We start from the raw sequence: 19315 nt of genomic DNA on the forward strand, positions 1-19315 counted from the left end.
GCCTTGTGATTTACCGCACATTTTTACCCGTTTTCCCGGGAAATATCAGACCGCGGAAGCCTGGATTAACCGCTGTTTGAAGCGCTGGGCAGCATGACTCTGTTCGCGATGTTTTGACCACACCAGCCACATCTCCGAAACGGCATCCTCCTCGGCGATAGCAACCCAGCGCATCTCGCGTAGCTGTACCCGCTTAAAGGAGGCCGGGAGTATCGACACACCCAGCCCGGCGGCGACCAGGCCGATAATGGTCATCGCCTCTCCCACTTCCTGGGTAATGACCGGCGCCAGATCGTAGCGGCGCATCAGCCCCAGAATATCGTCATACAGGCCCGTCCCGACCTGCGGGTCAAAAAAGACAAACGGCTCTTTTGCCAGCTCTGCCAGCGAAACCGCCGGACGCGACGCCAGCGGGTGATCGTTCGGGATCATGGCCATCAGCGGTTCGCGCAGGATAACCTCCCATGCCAGCGTGTCCGGCAGCTGGGTATTACGCATCAGCCCCAGATCGAGCGCACCTTCGTTAAGCGGCGCAATCTGCTGCCGGGTATTAATTTCGCGCGTCTGAATATGCACGTCCGGAAAATGACGGCGGAATGACGAAAGCGTCTGCGAGACGGCGCTGATAAACGGCGCGGATGAGGTAAACCCGATGCGCAGCTCTCCGGCTTCCCCAAGATAGAGCCGTTCCGCCCGGGCAGCGGCGTCGTCGACCATGCTCAGAATTTGTCGGCTGTCGATCAGAAACTGCTTACCCGCTGCCGTCAGGCTCACGCTGCGGTTGGTGCGGGCCAGAAGACGCGCCCCGACCTGCTGTTCGAGGATTTGAATCTGCTGGCTTAAAGGCGGCTGAGAAATGTTCAGCCGTGCCGCCGCGCGGCCAAAATGCAGTTCTTCGGCGACGGCGACAAAGTAGCGAAGATGACGCAGCTCGATATTCATATTTTTAAAGTATCATTTGAGATTATTAATATATTAGACAGAATATTTACATTTTCCTACCCTGAAGGTGTGGTCATACCCGTTACCAGAAATCACGGGGATGTTTAAGCAAGGAAACTGTGTGAGTCGTACATCTACCATTGATATCGAGCCGGCCAGAGATATTAATGATTTGCCTGTAGCATCGCAGCCGGTTCAGTTCATCAAACGTGGTACCCCCCAGTTTATGCGCGTCACGCTGGCGCTCTTTTCCGCCGGTCTGGCAACGTTTGCCCTGCTCTACTGCGTTCAGCCGATCCTGCCCGTTCTCTCCCACGAGTTTGGCGTATCGCCTGCCAGCAGCAGCGTTTCGCTTTCCATTTCAACCGGGATGCTGGCAATTGGCCTGCTTTTTACCGGCCCGCTCTCCGACGCCGTTGGCCGTAAACAGGTGATGGTAACCGCCCTGATGCTGGCCTCGGTCTGTACGTTACTCTCGACGATGATGACCAGCTGGCACGGCATTTTGATGATGCGCGCGCTGATCGGGCTATCGCTCAGCGGCGTGGCGGCAGTCGGGATGACCTATCTCAGCGAGGAGATCCACCCGAGCTTTGTTGCCTTTTCGATGGGGCTGTACATCAGCGGGAACTCGATTGGCGGCATGAGCGGGCGTCTGCTGAGCGGGGTATTCACGGACTTCTTTAGCTGGCGCATTGCGCTGGGGGTGATCGGGTGTTTTGCGCTGGCATCGGCCCTGATGTTCTGGAAAATCCTGCCGGAATCGCGCCATTTTCGCCCGACGTCTCTGCGCCCGAAAACGCTGTTTATCAACTTCCGCCTGCACTGGCGTGACAAAGGTTTACCGCGACTGTTTCTGATGGGATTCCTGCTGATGGGTTCCTTCGTGACGCTATTTAACTATATTGGCTACCGCCTGATGCTCTCGCCGTGGCATCTGAATCAGGCCGTTGTGGGTTTGCTTTCCGTGGCCTATCTCACCGGTACGTGGAGTTCGCCGAAAGCCGGGGCGATGACGGCACGCTTTGGCCGCGGGCCGGTGATGCTGGTGTTTACCGCGGTGATGCTGCTCGGCCTGCTGCTGACGCTCTTCTCTTCCCTGTGGCTTATCTTTGCCGGGATGCTGCTCTTCTCCGCAGGCTTCTTCGCCGCTCACTCCGTCGCCAGCAGCTGGATTGGCCCGCGCGCGCGTCGCGCCAAAGGCCAGGCATCGTCGCTGTATCTGTTTAGCTATTATCTGGGCTCAAGCATCGCCGGGACGCTGGGCGGCGTGTTCTGGCATCACTACGGCTGGAACGGCGTGGGCGGGTTTATCGCGCTGATGCTCTGTGCCGCACTGCTGGTGGGCGCAAGCCTTCATAAACGCCTGAGATAATCATCCTGCGGGCTGATGCCCGATCCAGATAAACGGCACCAGCTTACTGGTGCCGTTTCACGTTCAGGAATCCCAGGCCTGCTCTATCTTACCGGCTTCAAACTGCGGAGGCGGTTTTCGGAAGCGGCGCGTGAGCCAGGTCAGGTAAAGGACACCCAGTGCCGCCCAGATGAGGCCAAGCGTCAGGGACGTCGCTTCGAGGTTGATCCACAGCACGCCGACCGTTGCGGCACCAATGAGTGGCAGCAGGAAATAGTGGAGCCGATCTTTCCACGTTTTGTTCAGCCCCTTACGCCGCCAGAAATGGTTGTACACCGAGAGATTAACAAACGTAAACGCCACCAGCGCGCCAAAGTTGATCAGCGCCGTCGCGGTCACGAGATCAAAGTACAGGGCCGACAGCGCCACTATCCCAACCATAATGACGTTCAGGGCCGGAGTCCGCCATTTTGGATGGACGTAGCCAAACACCCGCTCAGGAAAGACGTTGTCACGCCCCATCACGTACAATAAGCGTGAGACGCTGGCGTGCGAGGCCAGGCCTGAAGCGAGCGTATTCACAAACGTGGTGCACAGAAACACCGACTGGAAGAGCTTGCCGCCCACGTACAGCGCAATTTCCGGCAGCGCGGCGTCCGGGTTCTTGAAACGCGCGATCGTCGGGAAAAAGAGCTGCATGAAAAACGAGGCAACAATAAATATCAGCCCGCCATACAGTGCGGTCAGGAAAATGGCTTTGGGAATAACCCGCGCCGCGTTTGGCGTCTCCTCCGACAGCGTGGTGACCGCGTCAAAGCCGAGGAAAGAGAAGCAGACGATAGTCGCGCCGGTAATAATCGGGATCAGGTGCGCGTTCTCGCTGATAAACGGCTGGAGCGACCAGACGGTACCGACGCCCTCCCCCTTGTGCAGGCCGTGCACTACGAGTATGACAAACACCACCATGATGGCGACCTGCACCAGCACAAACAGGGTGTTAAAGTTGGCGACCAGGTTAACGCTTTTCAGGTTCGCCAGCGTCAGGATCGTCACAAAACCCACCACCCAGACCCAGGGCGGGACTTCAGGGAACAATGCGGAAAGGTAGATCTTCGCCAGCAGCACGTTGATCATCGGCAGGAAGAGATAGTCCAGCAGGGATGACCAGCCGACCATAAACCCCAGGTGGGGGCCGATCGATTTCTGCGTGTAGGTATACGCGGAGCCCGCTTCCGGGAACTGTCGTACCAGTTTGCCGTAGCTGATGGCGGTAAACATGACGCCCGCCAGCGCCAGCAGATACGAGGCGGGCACGTGGCCATTGCTGATACCGGACACAATGCCGAAGGTATCAAACACGGTCATGGGAGTGAGGTAAGCCAGCCCCATCATGACCACCTGCCAGAGCTTGAGGGAACTGCGCAGCCGGGTTCTTCCGGCCATGCGCGGCGAATCAAGAGACGTGTTAGTCGCCATAAACCATCCCCCCCATGCTTACCGTGGTTTGCAATCGCGCTGACCGTAACGCAAACCTGCTTAGCAAAGGGGGAAGTTGTAAAGAACATACGCGATCGTACCAGCGCAGCGTCTCTCGCTCGCACTCACAGCAGGCGCCTGACTGGCCCCCTTCGCCCTGCGGATAGTTGAACATCTGCATCATTTCCTACCTCGTCACACAGTGTCGTTAAGAAAGTCCCTGTGCCGCCTGCGCTCCATAACGCGACTCCCGGGAGATAGCTGGCGTGCCAGCGAACGTTTCGGCCAGGCTCCGCGCAGGCCGTTTGGTGATACGTATGCGATGAAACAAAGCGGCCCCTTACCGGGGCACGTCATCAGGCGTTTTTCAGCATCCACTCAATTTCTGTTTCGGTAATCAGGCGTTCAAACTGCAGTAATTCATCATTTTTGCAGGCGTGATAGACGTGGCAGAAACGTTCGCCCAGCCGCTCGCGAAGATGATCGTTTTGCATAAATTCCCACAGCGCATCGCTCTGACGAATCGGGAACGGCAGTCCGTCCTGCTCCAGGCCATTGCCTTCCACTTCTTCCTGCAGGGGTAAATCGTTATCCAGCCCGTGCAGAATGCCGGCAAAAATCGCCGCCATCACCAGATAGGGATTCGCGTCAGCGCCCGCCACGCGGTACTCGACCCGATGGTTATGGCGATCGCCGCAGGGGATACGCAGGGCAACGGTGCGATTATTGTGTCCCCATGACGCCTGCGTCGGTACGTACATTCCCGGCTGGAAGCGGCGGTAGGAGTTGACGTTCGGCGCCAGCAGCGCCATGGACGCGGGCATCAGATCGATCATTCCGGCCAGCGCGCGTTTCAGCAGCGCGGAATCCTCGCCGCTGGCGTCTGCGAGCACGTTTTCACCTCGGTTGTTTTGCATGCTGATGTGAATATGCATCCCGCTGCCTGCATGCTCTTCATACGGCTTTGCCATAAACGTGGCGTGCATCTTATGTTTTTCCGCCATCTGCCTGACGAGACGTTTTAGCGCCAGCGCATCATCGCAGGCGTCGAGCACGTTTTCCGTATGGTGCAGGTTTATCTCAAACTGGCCCGGGGAGGCCTCAGCCACGGCCCCGTCGGCGGGGATCAGCTGCAGCTGCGCCAGTTCATCAATGTCGTTCAGCACGTCAGCAAAGTGGTTCAGGTTATCAACCGAGTAGACCTGACTCTGCGTGTTACGTACGTCGGTGCCCGGCGCGCAGGGTGGCTGCAGATAGCCGTCGGCATCGCGCTTACGGTCAAGTAAATAGAACTCCAGCTCTACCGCTACCACGGGGAACAGACCGCGCTGGCGCAGTTGCTGCCAGAGTCGGTTGAGTACGTTCCGCGGCTCAACGTCAAAGGGAGCGCCATCTTCATCGACCATGGTGAGCTGCACCTGACCAATGTATTCCGGGTCGGCGGCGGACGGCGTCAGGGTACCCGGCACCGGCACGCAGATACAGTCCGGCTCGCCGAGCTCCTGCCCCAGGCCCGCCTCTTCCACGACGTTACCTAAAATGTCCATGGCGAAAACCGATGCCGGGAAATAGCAGCCTTTTTCAAGCTTGCTCAGTCCGGCAACCGGGATGCGCTTGCCGCGAAAACAGCCGTTCAGGTCGGTCAGGAGGACATCAATAAACTGGGTGTCAGGATACTTTTCTAAATAGCGCTTCACTTCCTGCGTAAAGGCGCTGCCCCGCCTCTCATCCGTGTGCTGCACAAAGTTCTCAACTTCTACGATATTGGTTTCCATGATTTACCACCGTTTTTGGGATTTGCGTTCGCTGCTTTGGACTGTCAAATATAATGTCCACCCTATCGAATCTGTATGCAAACAAATTGTTTGTCAAATGTTAAATTAAGTTTGCAAAAGGCAGATCCCGTTGCTAGATTGAGAAAATATTGAACGAAAAGGCCGTTTCACAGGCGAGAATGGCCTAAATTTAGTCCACTTTGTGAGGGCGATCATGGAAAATATAATGAACAAGCCAGTTATTGGCGTAGTGATGTGCAGAAACAGGCTTAAGGGTCATGAGACCCAGACCCTGCAAGAAAAGTACCTGAATGCCATTATTAACGCGGGGGGCTTACCGATTGCCTTACCCCATGCGCTGGCAGAGCCAGAGCTACTTACCGCTCTGCTGCCAACCCTGGACGGGATTTACCTGCCGGGCAGCCCAAGTAACGTGCAGCCGCACCTTTATGGTGAAAACGGCGATGAGCCTGACGCCGATCCCGGGCGAGATCTTCTGAGTATGGCGCTGATTGCCGCCGCGCTCGAAAGGCGCATCCCCATTTTCGCCATCTGCCGGGGGCTGCAGGAACTGGTTGTTGCGACGGGAGGAACGCTGTATCGCCGCCTGTTTGAGCAGAACGACCTGCTTGAACACCGGGAAGATCCTGAACTGCCGGTTGATCTACAATACGCCCCTTCTCATGAGGTTCAGGTTCAGGAGGGAGGACTGCTGTCTCAATTAATACCAGGCTGTAACACATTTTGGGTAAACTCGTTACACGGGCAAGGTGCACGAACGTTAGGACCACGGCTCCGCGTGGAGGCCCGTTCGACGGACGGGCTGGTCGAAGCGGTCAGCGTTCATGACCACCCTTTTGCCCTCGGCGTGCAATGGCACCCCGAATGGAACAGCAGCGAGTACGCCCTGTCACGTATGTTGTTTGATGGTTTTATCACCGCCTGTCAAAGCCACATTGCCGAGAAGCAACGGCTTTGACCACTACCGTAAAGGAAATGCAACTATGAGCGATGACGGACTGGCGCCAGGGAAACGTCTGTCTGAGATCCGCCAACAGCTGGGTCTCTCGCAGCGGCGTGCCGCCGAACTGTCTGGGTTAACACACAGTGCCATCAGCACCATTGAACAGGACAAAGTCAGTCCTGCCATCAGTACGCTGCAAAAGCTGCTGAAAGTCTATGGGCTGTCGCTCTCGGAATTCTTTTCGGAACCGGAAAAACCTGATGAACCGCAGGTGGTTATTAATCAGGAAGACCTTATCGAAATAGGCAGTCAGGGGGTTTCGATGAAGCTGGTTCATAACGGAAATCCGAACCGTACGCTGGCGATGATTTTTGAAACTTACCAGCCTGGAACCACGACCGGAGAGAGGATCAAACATCAGGGTGAGGAGATCGGTACGATACTGGAAGGTGAAATAGTGCTGACCATTAATGGCCAGCCTTATCACCTGGTTGCAGGGCAGAGCTATGCCATCAATACCGGCATACCGCACAGCTTCAGCAATACCTCGGCAGGCATCTGCCGCATTATCAGTGCCCACACCCCCACCACGTTCTAATTACCACTCAGTCCCGGCGTAAGCGCGCTTACGCCGGGACAAATAAAAACGATCAATGTCGGCATTCAACGGGTTAATTCCCGGGATGCCCCACGGCTTCGTATTGCCTGAAACGGCCATGCCTTTATTTATCTGATTGCGAAAGAAAGGAGTGAATATGCATTTTCAGCACCTGACTTACTGGCAGGATAAAGCAAAAAACAGCGCCATTGAGACCCGGTTATTTATTAACGGTGCCTATTGTGACGCCGCCGATAATGCCACGTTTGAAACCGTCAATCCCGCTACCCAACAGACGCTGGCGAACGTGGCCCGGGGCAAGCAGGCGGACGTGGACCGCGCGGTTCAGGCCGCACGTGAGGTATTTGAACGCGGCGACTGGTCACAGGCGTCTCCGGCGCAGCGCAAGGCCGTGCTGCATAAGCTCGCCGATTTAATGGAGCGCCACGGCGAAGAGCTGGCCTTACTGGAAACGCTGGACACCGGTAAACCCATCCGCCACAGCCTGCGCGACGATATTCCCGGCGCGGCTCGCGCCATTCGCTGGTACGCCGAAGCGGCGGATAAAGTCTACGGCGAAGTGGCGCCTACGGGTCCGGGCGAGCTGGCGATGATCGTGCGCGAGCCGATCGGGGTTGTCGCGGCCATCGTCCCCTGGAACTTCCCGCTGCTGCTGGCCTGCTGGAAGCTGGGCCCGGCGCTGATCGCGGGCAATAGCGTGGTATTAAAACCGTCGGAGAAATCACCGCTCACCGCCCTGCGCCTGGCCGGGCTGGCGAAAGAGGCGGGCCTACCGGACGGCGTGCTGAATGTGATAAGCGGTTACGGCCACGAAGCGGGCCAGGCGCTGGCACTGCATCCGGAGGTCGAAGTGCTGACGTTTACCGGCTCTACCCGTACCGGCAAGCAGCTGTTGAAGGACGCGGGAGAAAGCAACATGAAGCGCGTCTGGCTGGAGGCAGGCGGCAAGAGCGCCAACATTATCTTTGCCGACTGTCCGGACATGGACAAGGCCGTGAGCGCGACCGCAGCCGGGATTTTTTACAACCAGGGGCAAGTCTGTATCGCCGGTACCCGCCTGCTGCTCGAAGACAGCATCGCCGATGATTTTCTGGCAAGGCTGAAAGCGCAGGCCCGTCACTGGCAGCCTGGCGATCCGCTCGACCCGGACAGCACGATGGGTATGCTCATCGACGCTGCGCACGCCGATACCGTCCACACGTTTATTCGCGAGGGAACCCGGAAAGGTACGCTGCTGCTGGACGGGCGGGAACAATCATGGCCTTCCGCAGTCGGTCCCACCATTTTTGTCGGCATCGACCCTGCCTCCCCGCTGTGCCGGGAAGAGATTTTCGGGCCGGTGCTGGTCATCACCCGTTTTAAAACCGAAGAGGAAGCCTTAACGCTGGCCAACGACAGTGAATATGGGCTTGGCGCGGCGGTATGGACCCGCGATCTCTCCCGGGCGCACCGCATGAGCCGCCGCCTGAAAGCCGGCTCGGTCTTCGTCAATAACTACAACGACGGTGATATGACCGTCCCCTTTGGCGGCTATAAGCAGAGCGGCAACGGTCGCGATAAGTCCCTGCACGCGCTGGAAAAATTTACCGAACTGAAAACCATCTGGATTGCCCTGGAGCCTCAATCATGACCGAACATACCACCAGCTACTACGCGGCCAGCGCGAATGCTTATGAACCTTTCCCGACGCTTAACGAGTCGATCAGCTGTGACGTGTGCGTGGTGGGCGGCGGCTATACCGGCCTCTCCTCCGCGCTGCATCTCGCCGAAATGGGCTACGACGTGGTGCTCCTTGAAGGTGCGCGCATCGGCTTCGGCGCCAGCGGACGCAACGGCGGCCAGCTGGTTAACTCCTACAGCCGCGATATCGACGTGATCGAGAAAAACTACGGGACCGATGCCGCCAAAGTGCTCGGGAGCATGATGTTTGAAGGCGGGGAAATTATTCGGGAGCGTATCCAGCGCTATCAGATCCAGTGCGACTATCGTCCCGGCGGGCTGTTTGTGGCGCTAAACCATAAGCAGCTGGAGACGCTGGAGGAGCAAAAGGCCAACTGGGAACGCTACGGCAACACGCAGCTGGAGTTGCTGGACGCCAGCGCCATCCGCCGGGAAGTCGACAGCGACCGCTATACCGGTGCGCTGTTGGACCGCAGCGGGGGGCACATTCATCCGCTGAACCTGGCGATCGGCGAAGCGGACGCCATTCGCCTGAACGGTGGGCGTGTATATGAACAGTCTCCGGTGACCGCCATTCAGCACACCAGCCCGGCAGTAGTAAGCACGCAGCATGGCCAGGTCACGGCCCGCTTCGTGATCGTCGCCGGGAATGCCTATCTGGGCGATAAGATAGAACCGGAGCTGGCAAAACGCAGCATGCCCTGCGGCACCCAGGTGGTGACCACCGCTCCGCTGCCGGAAGAGGTCGCCCGCACGCTGATCCCCAATAACTACTGCGTGGAAGATTGTAACTACCTGCTGGATTACTACCGTCTCACCGCCGACAACCGCCTGCTGTACGGCGGTGGCGTCGTCTATGGCGCGCGCGATCCGGACGATGTCGAACGCCTGGTGATGCCAAAGCTGCTGAAAACCTTTCCTCAGCTGGCAGGCGTCAAAATCGACTACCGCTGGACGGGCAACTTCCTGCTGACCCTGTCGCGGATGCCGCAGTTTGGCCGTCTGGACAAGAACATCTATTACATGCAGGGCTACAGCGGCCACGGCGTGACCTGCACCCACCTGGCCGGGCGGCTGATCTCGGAACTGTTGCGCGGTGACGCTGAGCGCTTTGATGCGTTTGCCAACCTCCCGCACTACCCCTTCCCGGGCGGCCGCAGCCTGCGGATTCCATTCACGGCGATGGGCGCGGCGTACTACAGCCTGCGCGATCGTCTTGGCGTATGATCGTTTCGACAAAAGGGTATCTGACATGAGTAACCAGGAATTTCATCAGCGCAGACTTTCTGCCACCCCGCGCGGCGTAGGCGTAATGTGTAATTTCTTTGCCCGCACGGCGGAGAATGCCACGCTTACCGACGTGGAAGGCAACGACTATATTGATTTCGCCGCCGGGATCGCAGTGCTGAATACCGGCCATCGTCATCCTGAACTGGTGGCCGCAGTGGAAAAACAGATTCACCAGTTCACCCACACGGCCTACCAGATTGTGCCGTATGAAAGCTATGTTTCATTAGCCGAGAAACTTAACGAGCTGGCCCCGGTCCAGAGCCCGGCCAAAACGGCGTTCTTCACCACGGGCGCAGAAGCGGTGGAAAACGCCATTAAAATCGCCCGGGCCCACACCGGCAGACCGGGCGTGATTGCTTTCGGGGGAGGCTTCCACGGCCGAACCTATATGACTATGGCCTTAACCGGCAAGGTCGCGCCTTATAAGCTGGGATTTGGCCCCTTCCCGGGGTCGGTTTATCACGTACCGTATCCCTCCGAGCTGCACGGCATCACGACGCAGGATGCCATCACGGCGATAGAACGCCTGTTCAAAGCGGATATTGAGGCGAAACAGGTTGCGGCGATTATTTTTGAACCCATTCAGGGTGAAGGCGGATTCAACGTCGCCCCGCCAGAGCTGGTGGCCGCCATCCGCCGAATCTGTGATGAGCACGGGATCGTGATGATTGCCGACGAAGTGCAGAGCGGCTTCGCCCGTACGGGTAAACTGTTTGCCATGGAACACTACGTGGACAAGCCCGACCTGATGACGATGGCGAAAAGCCTGGCAGGCGGAATGCCTCTGTCTGGCGTGGTGGGTCGCGCCGAAATCATGGACGCGCCGGCGCCCGGCGGTCTGGGGGGGACCTATGCAGGCAACCCGCTTGCGGTGGCCGCCGCGCACGCGGTGCTGAATATTATCGACAACGAGTCACTGTGCGCCCGCGCCTGCCATCTGGGGGATCGACTGAAAGCCACGCTGGAGGAGATTCAGGGCACCTTCCCTGCGCTCGTGGCGATAAGGGGAAGAGGATCGATGATTGCGGCGGAGTTTTTTGATCCCGAGAGCCGTGAGCCTTCGGCCGCCATTGCGCAGGCGATCCAGCAAAAGGCACTCGCCCAGGGCCTGCTGTTATTGATCTGCGGCCAGTACGGCAACGTGATCCGCTTCCTTTATCCGCTGACCATTCCGGATGCTCAGTTCAACCAGGCACTGGCGATCCTGCAACAGGTTATGCGTGATAAGTCCTGAGTGCCCACTGAAAACCGTCTCCCGGCATTCCGGAGACGGTTTCAACGGAGGAGATCGGCATAGATTTCCTCCGTGTGGGAAATGTTGGGGAATTTGGTCTGTTTCATTGTATGCTCCCTGAAACACATCCCTGGCAAGAGGAAATAAGAATTGCAAAAAACATCCGCCTATCAGTCACTTGTGAAAACCTTCCAGCGCCTCTCTCGCTTCTCGCATCTCTCCTCCATCGCCAGCTGGGACATGTTCACCATGATGCCGCCAGGCGGCAGCGCCGCGCGCGGTGAAGCGCTGGCAGAGATGAGCGTCCTGCAGCACCAGATCCTGACCGATAAAAAAGTCGGCGACCTGTTAGCGGCCGCAGCAGGGGAAGATCTGAATGACGTCGAACAGGCCAACCTGCGTGAAATGACGCGACAGTATCAGCAGGCTACCCTGCTGCCGGAATCGCTGGTGGAAGCCAAATCCCTGGCGGGCAGCAGGTGCGAGCACGCCTGGCGTACGCAGCGTCCCGCGAACGACTGGCAGGGCTTTTCCGCCAACCTGAAAGAAGTGGTGAAACTCAGCCGTGAAGAAGCCCGCCTGCGCGCAGAAGCCAAAGGCTGTACGCCGTACGACGCGCTGCTGGATATTTTTGAACCGGACATGACCAGCGCGCGCCTGGACGTGCTGTTTGGTGATATGAAAACCTGGCTGCCGGACCTGCTGGCAAGCGCGGTGGAGAAACAGGCTCAGCGGTCGTTCGTTCCGCCGCAGGGCCCCTTCCCGACGGCAACCCAGCGCGAACTGGGTCTGGAAGCCATGAAGATGCTCGGCTTCGATTTTAACGGCGGTCGCCTCGACGTAAGTGCGCACCCGTTCTGCGGCGGCGTGCCGGAAGACGTGCGCATTACCACGCGCTATGATGAGGACGAGCTGCTCAGCGCGCTGTTTGGCGTGATCCACGAAACCGGACACGCGCGCTACGAACAAAACCTGCCGCGCGCGTGGGCAGGACAGCCTATTGCCCTGGCCCGCTCAACCGCGATCCATGAATCCCAGAGCCTGTTCTTTGAGATGCAGCTGGGACGCAGCGAAGCCTTCCTTAAGCACCTCCTCCCAGCCGTTCACGCCCGCTTTGGCAGCCAGGCGGCGTTCAGCGAAGAGAACTTTATCGCCTGGAACCAGCGCGTGAAGCCGGGCTATATCCGCGTCGATGCCGACGAAGTGAGCTACCCGGCACACGTGGTGCTGCGCTATGAGATTGAGCGCGCGCTGATCAACGGCGAGATCGAGGTGGACGATATCCCCGCCCTGTGGGATGAGAAAATGCAGGCCTGGCTCGGATTATCCACCAAAGATAACTACCGCAACGGCTGCATGCAGGATATCCACTGGACCGACGGCGGTTTTGGTTACTTCCCGTCGTACACGCTGGGCGCAATGTATGCCGCGCAGCTGTTCCATGCTGCAAAGACCGCGCTTCCGGGACTGGCGTCCTCCATCGCTGAAGGGGATTTTTCCGCCCTCTTTGAGTGGCTGCGTCAGAACATCTGGCAGCACGGTAGCCGCTTTAGCACGTCGCAGTTAATCACCCAGGCGACGGGTGAAGATCTGAATATCCGCTACTTCCGCGAACACCTGACCTCACGCTACCTGTAATGTAAGGCCGGGGTTCTTCCCCGGCCTTGTACATATGGTTACACGCCGATACCAATCACTCACGGAAACCCCGAATTTACAGGGATATAGTTATTTCAACGGCCCCGCAGTGGGGTTAAATGAAAAACCAAATTCGAGGGTATGAACATGAAAAAAGTATTAGCTCTGGTTGTTGCCGCTGCTATGGGTCTGTCTTCTGCTGCGTTTGCTGCTGAAACCACTGCTGCACCAGCTGCTGCGGCGCCTGCTGCAACGACCACCGCGGCGCCAGCAAAAACCGTACATCACAAGAAACACCACAAAGCCGCTAAACCGGCTGCAGAGCAAAAAGCGCAGGCTGCGAAAAAGCACCACAAGAAAGCCGCTAAACCAGCCGTAGAGCAGAAAGCCCAGGCTGCGAAAAAGCACCACAAGAAAGCCGCTAAACCAGCCGTAGAGCAGAAAGCCCAGGCTGCGAAAAAGCATCACAAAAAAGCAGTAAAACACGAAGCTGCTAAACCAGCTGCACAGCCAGCTGCGTAAGCGTACAAGCTTAACCGTGCCCTGCGGGGCACGTTGGTAAACCGGCGCTGAACCGGAAAAGGTTCTGCGCCGTTTTTTTTATCCGGAGGGCGTATGCTGCGACGCTATCGGTTTGAGCTGATTCTTATCCTGCTTATTTTATGCGCGCTCATCGCCAGCCGCTTTTATCTTTCCTGACTGTAGCACGCTGATTTTACTCCCACTTTAGCGCCGTCCCGTCTATAGTATTTTCATAGGGTTCACTTTTAATAATCATAATTACCCCCACCAGAGTGTGATATGCGTAAATCTGTTGTGTTGTTGCTGGGAACGTTTGGCCTTTTTTCTGGATTTTCACAGGCGGATGATGGCGGTGATAACGCCATTAGCGCGAAAGAGCTAAAGACGCTTTTTTTCGGTCATGACGATCGTACTCGCGTCACCGATCCTACCCAGGCTCCCTGGGACGCTATAGGCCAACTGGAAACCGCCAGCGGCAACCTGTGTACCGCGACGTTAATCACCCCGCAATTAGCGCTGACGGCGGGCCACTGCCTGTTGACGCCACCCAACGGTAAGCCAGACAAAGCGGTTGTCTTACGATTTGTGTCGCAAAAAGGGATCTGGCGCTATGAAATCCACGGCATTGAAGGCCGGGTTGATGCTTCTCTTGGGAAGCGTCTTAAACCGGATGGAGACGGCTGGATTGTGCCGCCCGCGGCAGCCTCGTGGGATTTTGGCCTGATTATTTTGCGCTACCCGCCTTCGGGCATTACGCCGCTGCCGTTATTTGATGGCGATAAAGCGGCGCTCACCGCCGCGCTGAAAGCCGCCGACCGCAAGGTAACGCAGTCAGGCTACCCGGTCGATCATCTGGATGCGCTTTACACCCACACTGACTGTATCGTGACGGGCTGGGCGCAGACCAGCGTGCTTTCCCATCAGTGCGATACGTTGCCGGGCGACAGCGGTTCACCGCTGATGCTGAAAACCGATAACGGCTGGCAGTTGATTGGGGTTCAAAGCTCCGCCCCGGCGGCGAAAGACCGCTGGCGAGCCGATAACCGGGCCTTATCCGTCACCGGTTTTCGCGATAAGCTGGAAGCGCTGGCTAAAGAGTAAGCCAGCGCGGCCGTCTGTGAATCAGGGTTACCGATTGATCAGGCGAGTTTTATCATGATCATGCCCGCCAGCAGCAAAATCAGCCCTATCCAGCCTTTATTATTTAAACGCTGCCCGAAAAGCACCCACCCTGCGGCCAGGGTGGCGGCGATACCAAAACCACCCCACAGCGCATAGGCCACAGACAGATCGATACCTTTGACCGCCTGTGACAGGGCGCTGAACGCCCCCAGCACTGCTGCAATCGACATCAGGCCATAAACCTTACGGCGAAAACCGTCAGAGAATTTCAGCAGAACGTTCGCCAGAATTTCCAGCACGATGGCGAAGCCCAGCCAGGCCGCATGAACCCATTCAAACTGTTGCATGGTTCTGCTCCTTCTGCTGTTTTGTCGGTTTACGGGTACCTGATTTAATCAGCACGATACCCGCGACCAGCGTCGTTAACCCGGCGACCTTCATTGTTGTTAATGTTTCGTCGAATATCAGAACGCTGAACAGCGTAATCAATAAAATACCGATCCCTTCCCACAGCGCATAGGCCACACCCAGCGCAATTTTCTTCACCGCAAATGAGAGGAAAATATAGGAAAGGGATATCATCACCAGCATTAAAATAAAACCGGTATTGCCCTCGCTGACGCTTGCCCATTTCATTGACAGCGTGCCGGTAATTTCAGCGAGGATAGCCAGGGCTAATAAGATCCAGTAAAACATGTTTTTCTCCTGCTTGAGAATATAATCCATCGTGGCCCGCTGCATGCAGCAAACCAAAAAAATATGAAATTAAATCAGACAGCTAAGCGCGTAGCGCCAGCTCAGGCAGAAGAGGTGACTATAGTGCGGTGCGCCAGTGTTGCTCACCAGCAATCAAGCAGAAGGAGGTAGAAAATAGAGCAGCGTTGTTTGAAGAATAGGTCCTGAACAAATTGTCCATAAAATTACAATTATCCGCGTTGTTGCTTCTCGTCTTTGCGGATGAAAATTGTCCTCGGTAGTTGAACACGCCAAATTTGTACCATAACTGAAGATTTTACTCAAAGTCTTTTCAATTCTTTACCCATCCCGTTTGATTTTGGTTAGTTTATTGCAGGGCGTTTACCCTCTATTATAAATAAAAAGCGTTTTTTGGAGTCACCATGGCTAAACCCATTATTACCCTCAACGGGTTAAAAATTGTCATCATGCTGGGCATGCTGGTGATCATACTCACGGGCGTTCGTTTTGCCGCCGACATCATTGTGCCCTTTATTCTGGCCCTGTTTGTTGCGGTGATCCTTAACCCACTGGTCCAGCGCATGACGCGGCTGCGCATCCCGCGCGTGCTGGCAATTACCCTGCTAATTAGCGTCATTATTTTCGCCATGGTGTTACTGGTTGCGTATCTGGGTACCTCGCTGAACGAACTGGCGCGAACGCTGCCGAAATACCGTTCCTCGCTGGCGATACCGCTGCTGCAGCTTGAGCCCTGGCTTCAGCGCGCGGGAATAGAAGTCTCGGTTGAGGAGCTTCTTAAATATATCGACCCTAATGCGGCCATGACCATCGTCACCGGCCTGCTGACGCAGCTTTCCAATGCCATGACCTCCATTTTCCTGCTGTTTTTAACGGTGGTGTTCATGCTGCTGGAGGTGCCACAGCTGCCCGCAAAGTTACAGCAAATCATGGTTCGTCCGGTTGAAGGAATGGGCGCTATTCAGCGCGCGCTGGACAGCGTTTCACGTTATCTGGTACTGAAAACCGTCATAAGCCTGGTCACCGGGGTGGTGGTCTGGGGAATGCTGGTGGCGCTGGACGTCCGCTTTGCGTTCGTCTGGGGGTTACTGGCATTTGCGCTCAATTACATTCCTAACATCGGCTCCGTGCTGGCGGCAATCCCCCCTATTCTTCAGGTGCTGGTGTTCAGCGGATTTTATGATGCGCTGATTCTGCTGGCCGGCTATCTGGCGATTAACCTGGTATTCGGGAATATTCTTGAACCGCGAATGATGGGGCGTGGGCTGGGGCTTTCAACGCTGGTCGTCTTTTTGTCCCTGATTTTCTGGGGCTGGCTGCTCGGCCCCGTAGGCATGCTGCTCTCCGTTCCGCTGACCATCATCGTGAAGATTGGTCTGGAACAGACGGCGGGCGGGCAAAGCATCGCCGTGCTGCTGAGCGATATGAGCCATCAATAGCTGTCATTCCGCCATCGACATGAGGGGCTTGCTTGCCCTTCCTCCTTCACGGTAAGCCCTGAGTGCCCTCTGCCAGTCCGTCAGAGGGTACACCGTTCCGGGGCTGTATTCACTGGCGCGCATCCGGGGCCAGATTTGATCGAACTCCGCGCGCCACGCCTCTGCGCTGAGCCCATCCAGATAGTTACGAATATGGAACCACGCCACGCGCGGCAGGGGCCGTTGCTGGCGGAAGGTCTGCCCGGAGAGCAGCCCGTAGCAGACAAATATGCCCTGCTCCGGCAGCACGCTCAGGATCGCTTCCGCCAGCGCCCCGCCGGTTGCATCGTAAACGACGTCGGCACGCGCGGCAACGGAGAGAATCCGCTGCATGTCATGCTGTGCGACAGGAACGATCCCCATCGCCGCCAGCCGTTCAGCGTGAACGGGCGAACGATGAATACCGTACACCGCCTCTGCCTCCGCCAGACGCGCCCACTGCCCGAGCAGAATAGCGCAATCCGAACCGGCGGCCGTGAGCAGCACCCGCTTTCCCCGCGGTGGATAGTGGCTCAACATCATCTGCGCCGCCAGCGGGTTGATATAGGCCCGCGCGGCCAGGCGTGAATCGACATCATCCGGCACGGGTATCGCATACTCTGCCGGGCAATCCGCATAGCGCTGCCAGGTGCCCTGCCCGCGCAGCGGCAGAACGCGTTTACCCTGCAGATATGCAAAAGACGCGGGCGCCTGAATGACAACGCCGACGCCTTCATACCCCGCGACGGCGGGCAGCGGGGTTCTGTGGCGGTAAGCGCCGGTAATGGGAATGAGATCGGACGCGTTCACCGGCGCATACAGCATTTGCACGCGGAGGTATCCCGGCGCAAGCGCGCCCGGCGGCGCGGTTTCAGGTTGCAGAACAGATTCTGGCTCGCCAAAACGGCGATACCAGAGGGCCAGATTTTCCATTACGATCTCAAGGCTGACGGCGGAATACTTAATCGCGCCAGCCCATTGCCGGTGCGACATGTTTGAGAATAGACTCAATCACGTGCGCATTATAATCCACGCCCAGCTGGTTCGGTACGGTCAGTAAGAGCGTATCCGCCTCGGCAATCGCCTCGTCCTTTTTCAGCTGTTCAATCAGCCTGTCAGGCTCTGCGGCATAGCTGCGCCCAAAGATCGCGCGCGTTTTCTCATCAAGATACCCTACGCTATCGCTGTCGTTGCGGCTGGCGCCGAAGTACATACGGTCACGATCGTCCATCAGGGCAAAAATACTGCGGCTGACCGAGACGCGCGGCTCGCGCGCATGCCCTGCCTCTTTCCAGGCCTGACGATAGGCGCGGATCTGTTTTGCCTGCTGAATATGGAACGGCTCACCGGTTTCATCGTCTTTCAGGGTTGAGCTTTGCAGGTTCATGCCGAGCTTCGCGGCCCATACCGCCGTCGCATTTGAACCGGCGCCCCACCAGATACGCTCCCGCAGCCCTTCAGAATACGGTTCCAGGCGCAGCAGCCCAGGCGGATTGGGGAACATCGGCTGTGGATTCGGCTTTGCAAACCCTTCGCCGCGCAGCACCTCAAGCAGCACCTCGGTATGACGGCGCGCCATGTCCGCTTCGTTTTCTCCTTCCTGCGGGACATAGCCGAAATGACGCCATCCATCAATGACCTGCTCCGGGGAGCCGCGGCTGATGCCAAGCTGCAAACGGCCGCCGGAGATCAGATCTGCCGCGCCCGCATCCTCGGCCATATACATCGGGTTTTCATAGCGCATATCAATCACGCCCGTACCGATTTCAATGGTTTTCGTTTTCGCGCCTATTGCCGCCAGCAGAGGGAACGGCGAGCTAAGCTGACGGGCGAAGTGGTGCACGCGGAAATAGGCGCCGTCCGCGCCCAGCTCTTCAGCGGCCACGGCCAGGTCGATGGACTGCAGCAGCGTGTCTGCCGCCGAGCGCGTTCCGGACTGCGGAGAAGGCGTCCAGTGACCAAACGATAAAAACCCGATCTTTTTCATAACCCTGTGTCCTGATAATGCGTTGCGTTCTGTCCACTTTACGCATTACCCGGTAAGAATAAATGCCGTTTATTTAACGGAAAGCATCAAATAAATTGACGGAATAGCGGGGTTCGTCATTCCGCTCCATAATGGATATAATATCCCCCACTTTTTTCATGGCAGGTAAAACCGGCAATGGCTCTGATCCCTAAAAACTACGCGCGACTGGAAAGCGGCTATCGCGAGAAAGCATTAAAAATCTATCCCTGGGTCTGCGGACGCTGCTCGCGGGAGTTCGTCTATTCCAACCTGCGTGAATTGACGGTTCACCATATCGATCATGACCATACTAACAACCCGGAAGATGGCAGCAACTGGGAGCTGTTGTGCCTGTTTTGCCACGATCACGAGCATTCGAAATACACCGAAGCGGATCAGTACGGCACCACCGTGGTCGCCGGTGAAGACGCGCAAAAAGACGTGGGTGTCGCCACGTTTAACCCGTTTGCCGATTTAAAAGCGATGATGGATAAGAAGAAATAATCTTCTCGTCCGCTCG

The 19315-nt window shown here is 57.1% G+C and carries 19 protein-coding genes; 12 read left to right on the forward strand and 7 right to left on the reverse strand.

The annotated features are described in order from the left end of the window. Positions 1-45: 45 nt before the first annotated feature. A complete protein-coding gene (locus IM271_RS01815; protein ID WP_193052083.1) occupies positions 46-942 on the reverse strand; it encodes a LysR family transcriptional regulator in 897 nt (298 codons plus the stop codon). Between the two features lie 121 nt (positions 943-1063). On the opposite strand from IM271_RS01815, the gene IM271_RS01820 reads away from it, so the two are divergent. Beyond that, entirely contained in the window at positions 1064-2317 is a 1254-nt protein-coding gene (locus IM271_RS01820) for an MFS transporter (protein ID WP_193052084.1), read from the forward strand. A 63-nt stretch (positions 2318-2380) separates the two neighbouring features. Here the strand turns inward: IM271_RS01820 and IM271_RS01825 are convergent, their stop codons facing one another. Both IM271_RS01825 and IM271_RS01830 read right to left on the reverse strand, forming a co-directional pair. Continuing rightward, the gene (locus tag IM271_RS01825) at positions 2381-3772 is read right to left on the reverse strand and encodes an APC family permease (protein WP_047368450.1); all 1392 of its coding nucleotides are present in this window, start codon (positions 3770-3772) and stop codon (positions 2381-2383) included. Positions 3773-4128: 356 nt separating this feature from the next. Then, on the reverse strand, positions 4129-5547 hold the full coding sequence (locus IM271_RS01830) for a glutamine synthetase family protein (protein ID WP_024909135.1): 1419 nt from the start codon (positions 5545-5547) through the stop codon (positions 4129-4131). Between the two features lie 214 nt (positions 5548-5761). On the opposite strand from IM271_RS01830, the gene puuD reads away from it, so the two are divergent. The 9 genes from puuD to IM271_RS01870 all read left to right on the forward strand — a co-directional run bounded on the left by puuD (position 5762) and on the right by IM271_RS01870 (position 14595). Continuing rightward, positions 5762-6526, forward strand: a complete 765-nt coding sequence (gene puuD, locus IM271_RS01835) for a gamma-glutamyl-gamma-aminobutyrate hydrolase (protein WP_193052085.1) — start codon at positions 5762-5764, stop codon at positions 6524-6526. 25 nt (positions 6527-6551) lie between these two features. Then, the gene (gene puuR / locus IM271_RS01840) at positions 6552-7109 is read left to right on the forward strand and encodes an HTH-type transcriptional regulator PuuR (RefSeq protein WP_013096835.1); all 558 of its coding nucleotides are present in this window, start codon (positions 6552-6554) and stop codon (positions 7107-7109) included. Between the two features lie 157 nt (positions 7110-7266). Further along, complete coding sequence (gene puuC, locus IM271_RS01845) at positions 7267-8760, forward strand: aldehyde dehydrogenase PuuC (RefSeq protein WP_193052086.1); 1494 nt, start codon at positions 7267-7269, stop codon at positions 8758-8760. Then, on the forward strand, positions 8757-10037 hold the full coding sequence (locus tag IM271_RS01850; RefSeq protein WP_193052087.1) for an FAD-binding oxidoreductase: 1281 nt from the start codon (positions 8757-8759) through the stop codon (positions 10035-10037). Before puuC ends, IM271_RS01850 begins: the two co-directional genes overlap by 4 nt. A gap of 25 nt (positions 10038-10062) precedes the next feature. Then, positions 10063-11334, forward strand: a complete 1272-nt coding sequence (gene puuE, locus IM271_RS01855; protein ID WP_193052088.1) for a 4-aminobutyrate transaminase — start codon at positions 10063-10065, stop codon at positions 11332-11334. 150 nt (positions 11335-11484) lie between these two features. Further along, a complete protein-coding gene (locus IM271_RS01860) occupies positions 11485-12972 on the forward strand; it encodes a carboxypeptidase M32 (RefSeq protein WP_045261459.1) in 1488 nt (495 codons plus the stop codon). 147 nt (positions 12973-13119) lie between these two features. Further along, positions 13120-13494: an acid resistance repetitive basic protein Asr gene (gene asr / locus IM271_RS01865; RefSeq protein WP_032642591.1), complete on the forward strand. Its 375-nt coding sequence runs from the start codon at positions 13120-13122 to the stop codon at positions 13492-13494. A gap of 93 nt (positions 13495-13587) precedes the next feature. Then, a complete protein-coding gene (locus IM271_RS20290) occupies positions 13588-13671 on the forward strand; it encodes a hypothetical protein (RefSeq protein ID WP_023617729.1) in 84 nt (27 codons plus the stop codon). 102 nt (positions 13672-13773) lie between these two features. Continuing rightward, a complete protein-coding gene (locus IM271_RS01870; RefSeq protein ID WP_028012967.1) occupies positions 13774-14595 on the forward strand; it encodes a serine protease in 822 nt (273 codons plus the stop codon). Positions 14596-14633: 38 nt separating this feature from the next. On the opposite strand, the gene mdtI is transcribed toward IM271_RS01870, so the two are convergent. Further along, entirely contained in the window at positions 14634-14963 is a 330-nt protein-coding gene (mdtI, locus tag IM271_RS01875) for a multidrug/spermidine efflux SMR transporter subunit MdtI (RefSeq protein WP_028012966.1), read from the reverse strand. Beyond that, entirely contained in the window at positions 14950-15312 is a 363-nt protein-coding gene (mdtJ, locus tag IM271_RS01880) for a multidrug/spermidine efflux SMR transporter subunit MdtJ (RefSeq protein ID WP_028012965.1), read from the reverse strand. The genes mdtI and mdtJ overlap by 14 nt, the downstream gene beginning before the upstream one ends. A 422-nt stretch (positions 15313-15734) precedes the next feature. On the opposite strand from mdtJ, the gene IM271_RS01885 reads away from it, so the two are divergent. Beyond that, positions 15735-16769 carry an AI-2E family transporter gene (locus IM271_RS01885; RefSeq protein WP_028012964.1) on the forward strand — a complete coding sequence of 345 codons (1035 nt, stop codon included), beginning with the start codon at positions 15735-15737 and terminating at the stop codon, positions 16767-16769. Between the two features lie 3 nt (positions 16770-16772). Here IM271_RS01885 and IM271_RS01890 read toward each other — a convergent pair whose 3' ends face one another. Then, entirely contained in the window at positions 16773-17720 is a 948-nt protein-coding gene (locus IM271_RS01890) for a zinc-dependent alcohol dehydrogenase family protein (RefSeq protein WP_193052089.1), read from the reverse strand. Between the two features lie 28 nt (positions 17721-17748). Next, the gene (locus IM271_RS01895; RefSeq protein ID WP_048956325.1) at positions 17749-18774 is read right to left on the reverse strand and encodes an LLM class flavin-dependent oxidoreductase; all 1026 of its coding nucleotides are present in this window, start codon (positions 18772-18774) and stop codon (positions 17749-17751) included. A 177-nt stretch (positions 18775-18951) separates the two neighbouring features. Here IM271_RS01895 and yajD point away from each other — a divergent pair, with 177 nt between their 5' ends. Next, entirely contained in the window at positions 18952-19299 is a 348-nt protein-coding gene (yajD, locus tag IM271_RS01900) for an HNH nuclease YajD (RefSeq protein ID WP_003857471.1), read from the forward strand. Positions 19300-19315: the final 16 nt, after the last annotated feature.

The sequence above is a fragment of the Enterobacter cloacae complex sp. I3 genome (assembly GCF_014896175.1).
GTDB classification, from domain to species: domain Bacteria; phylum Pseudomonadota; class Gammaproteobacteria; order Enterobacterales; family Enterobacteriaceae; genus Enterobacter; species Enterobacter bugandensis.

What these genes read in the sequence shown, in the direction of transcription:
- IM271_RS01815 (WP_193052083.1), bottom strand. Translation starts at nt 942, where the DNA reads ATGAATATCGAGCTGCGTCATCTTCGCTACTTTGTCGCCGTCGCCGAA.
- IM271_RS01825 (WP_047368450.1), bottom strand. Translation starts at nt 3,772, where the DNA reads ATGGCGACTAACACGTCTCTTGATTCGCCGCGCATGGCCGGAAGAACC.
- IM271_RS01830 (WP_024909135.1), bottom strand. Translation starts at nt 5,547, where the DNA reads ATGGAAACCAATATCGTAGAAGTTGAGAACTTTGTGCAGCACACGGAT.
- puuD (WP_193052085.1), top strand. Translation starts at nt 5,762, where the DNA reads ATGGAAAATATAATGAACAAGCCAGTTATTGGCGTAGTGATGTGCAGA.
- puuR (WP_013096835.1), top strand. Translation starts at nt 6,552, where the DNA reads ATGAGCGATGACGGACTGGCGCCAGGGAAACGTCTGTCTGAGATCCGC.
- puuC (WP_193052086.1), top strand. Translation starts at nt 7,267, where the DNA reads ATGCATTTTCAGCACCTGACTTACTGGCAGGATAAAGCAAAAAACAGC.
- IM271_RS01850 (WP_193052087.1), top strand. Translation starts at nt 8,757, where the DNA reads ATGACCGAACATACCACCAGCTACTACGCGGCCAGCGCGAATGCTTAT.
- puuE (WP_193052088.1), top strand. Translation starts at nt 10,063, where the DNA reads ATGAGTAACCAGGAATTTCATCAGCGCAGACTTTCTGCCACCCCGCGC.
- asr (WP_032642591.1), top strand. Translation starts at nt 13,120, where the DNA reads ATGAAAAAAGTATTAGCTCTGGTTGTTGCCGCTGCTATGGGTCTGTCT.
- IM271_RS20290 (WP_023617729.1), top strand. Translation starts at nt 13,588, where the DNA reads ATGCTGCGACGCTATCGGTTTGAGCTGATTCTTATCCTGCTTATTTTA.
- IM271_RS01870 (WP_028012967.1), top strand. Translation starts at nt 13,774, where the DNA reads ATGCGTAAATCTGTTGTGTTGTTGCTGGGAACGTTTGGCCTTTTTTCT.
- mdtI (WP_028012966.1), bottom strand. Translation starts at nt 14,963, where the DNA reads ATGCAACAGTTTGAATGGGTTCATGCGGCCTGGCTGGGCTTCGCCATC.
- mdtJ (WP_028012965.1), bottom strand. Translation starts at nt 15,312, where the DNA reads ATGTTTTACTGGATCTTATTAGCCCTGGCTATCCTCGCTGAAATTACC.
- IM271_RS01885 (WP_028012964.1), top strand. Translation starts at nt 15,735, where the DNA reads ATGGCTAAACCCATTATTACCCTCAACGGGTTAAAAATTGTCATCATG.
- IM271_RS01890 (WP_193052089.1), bottom strand. Translation starts at nt 17,720, where the DNA reads ATGGAAAATCTGGCCCTCTGGTATCGCCGTTTTGGCGAGCCAGAATCT.
- IM271_RS01895 (WP_048956325.1), bottom strand. Translation starts at nt 18,774, where the DNA reads ATGAAAAAGATCGGGTTTTTATCGTTTGGTCACTGGACGCCTTCTCCG.
- yajD (WP_003857471.1), top strand. Translation starts at nt 18,952, where the DNA reads ATGGCTCTGATCCCTAAAAACTACGCGCGACTGGAAAGCGGCTATCGC.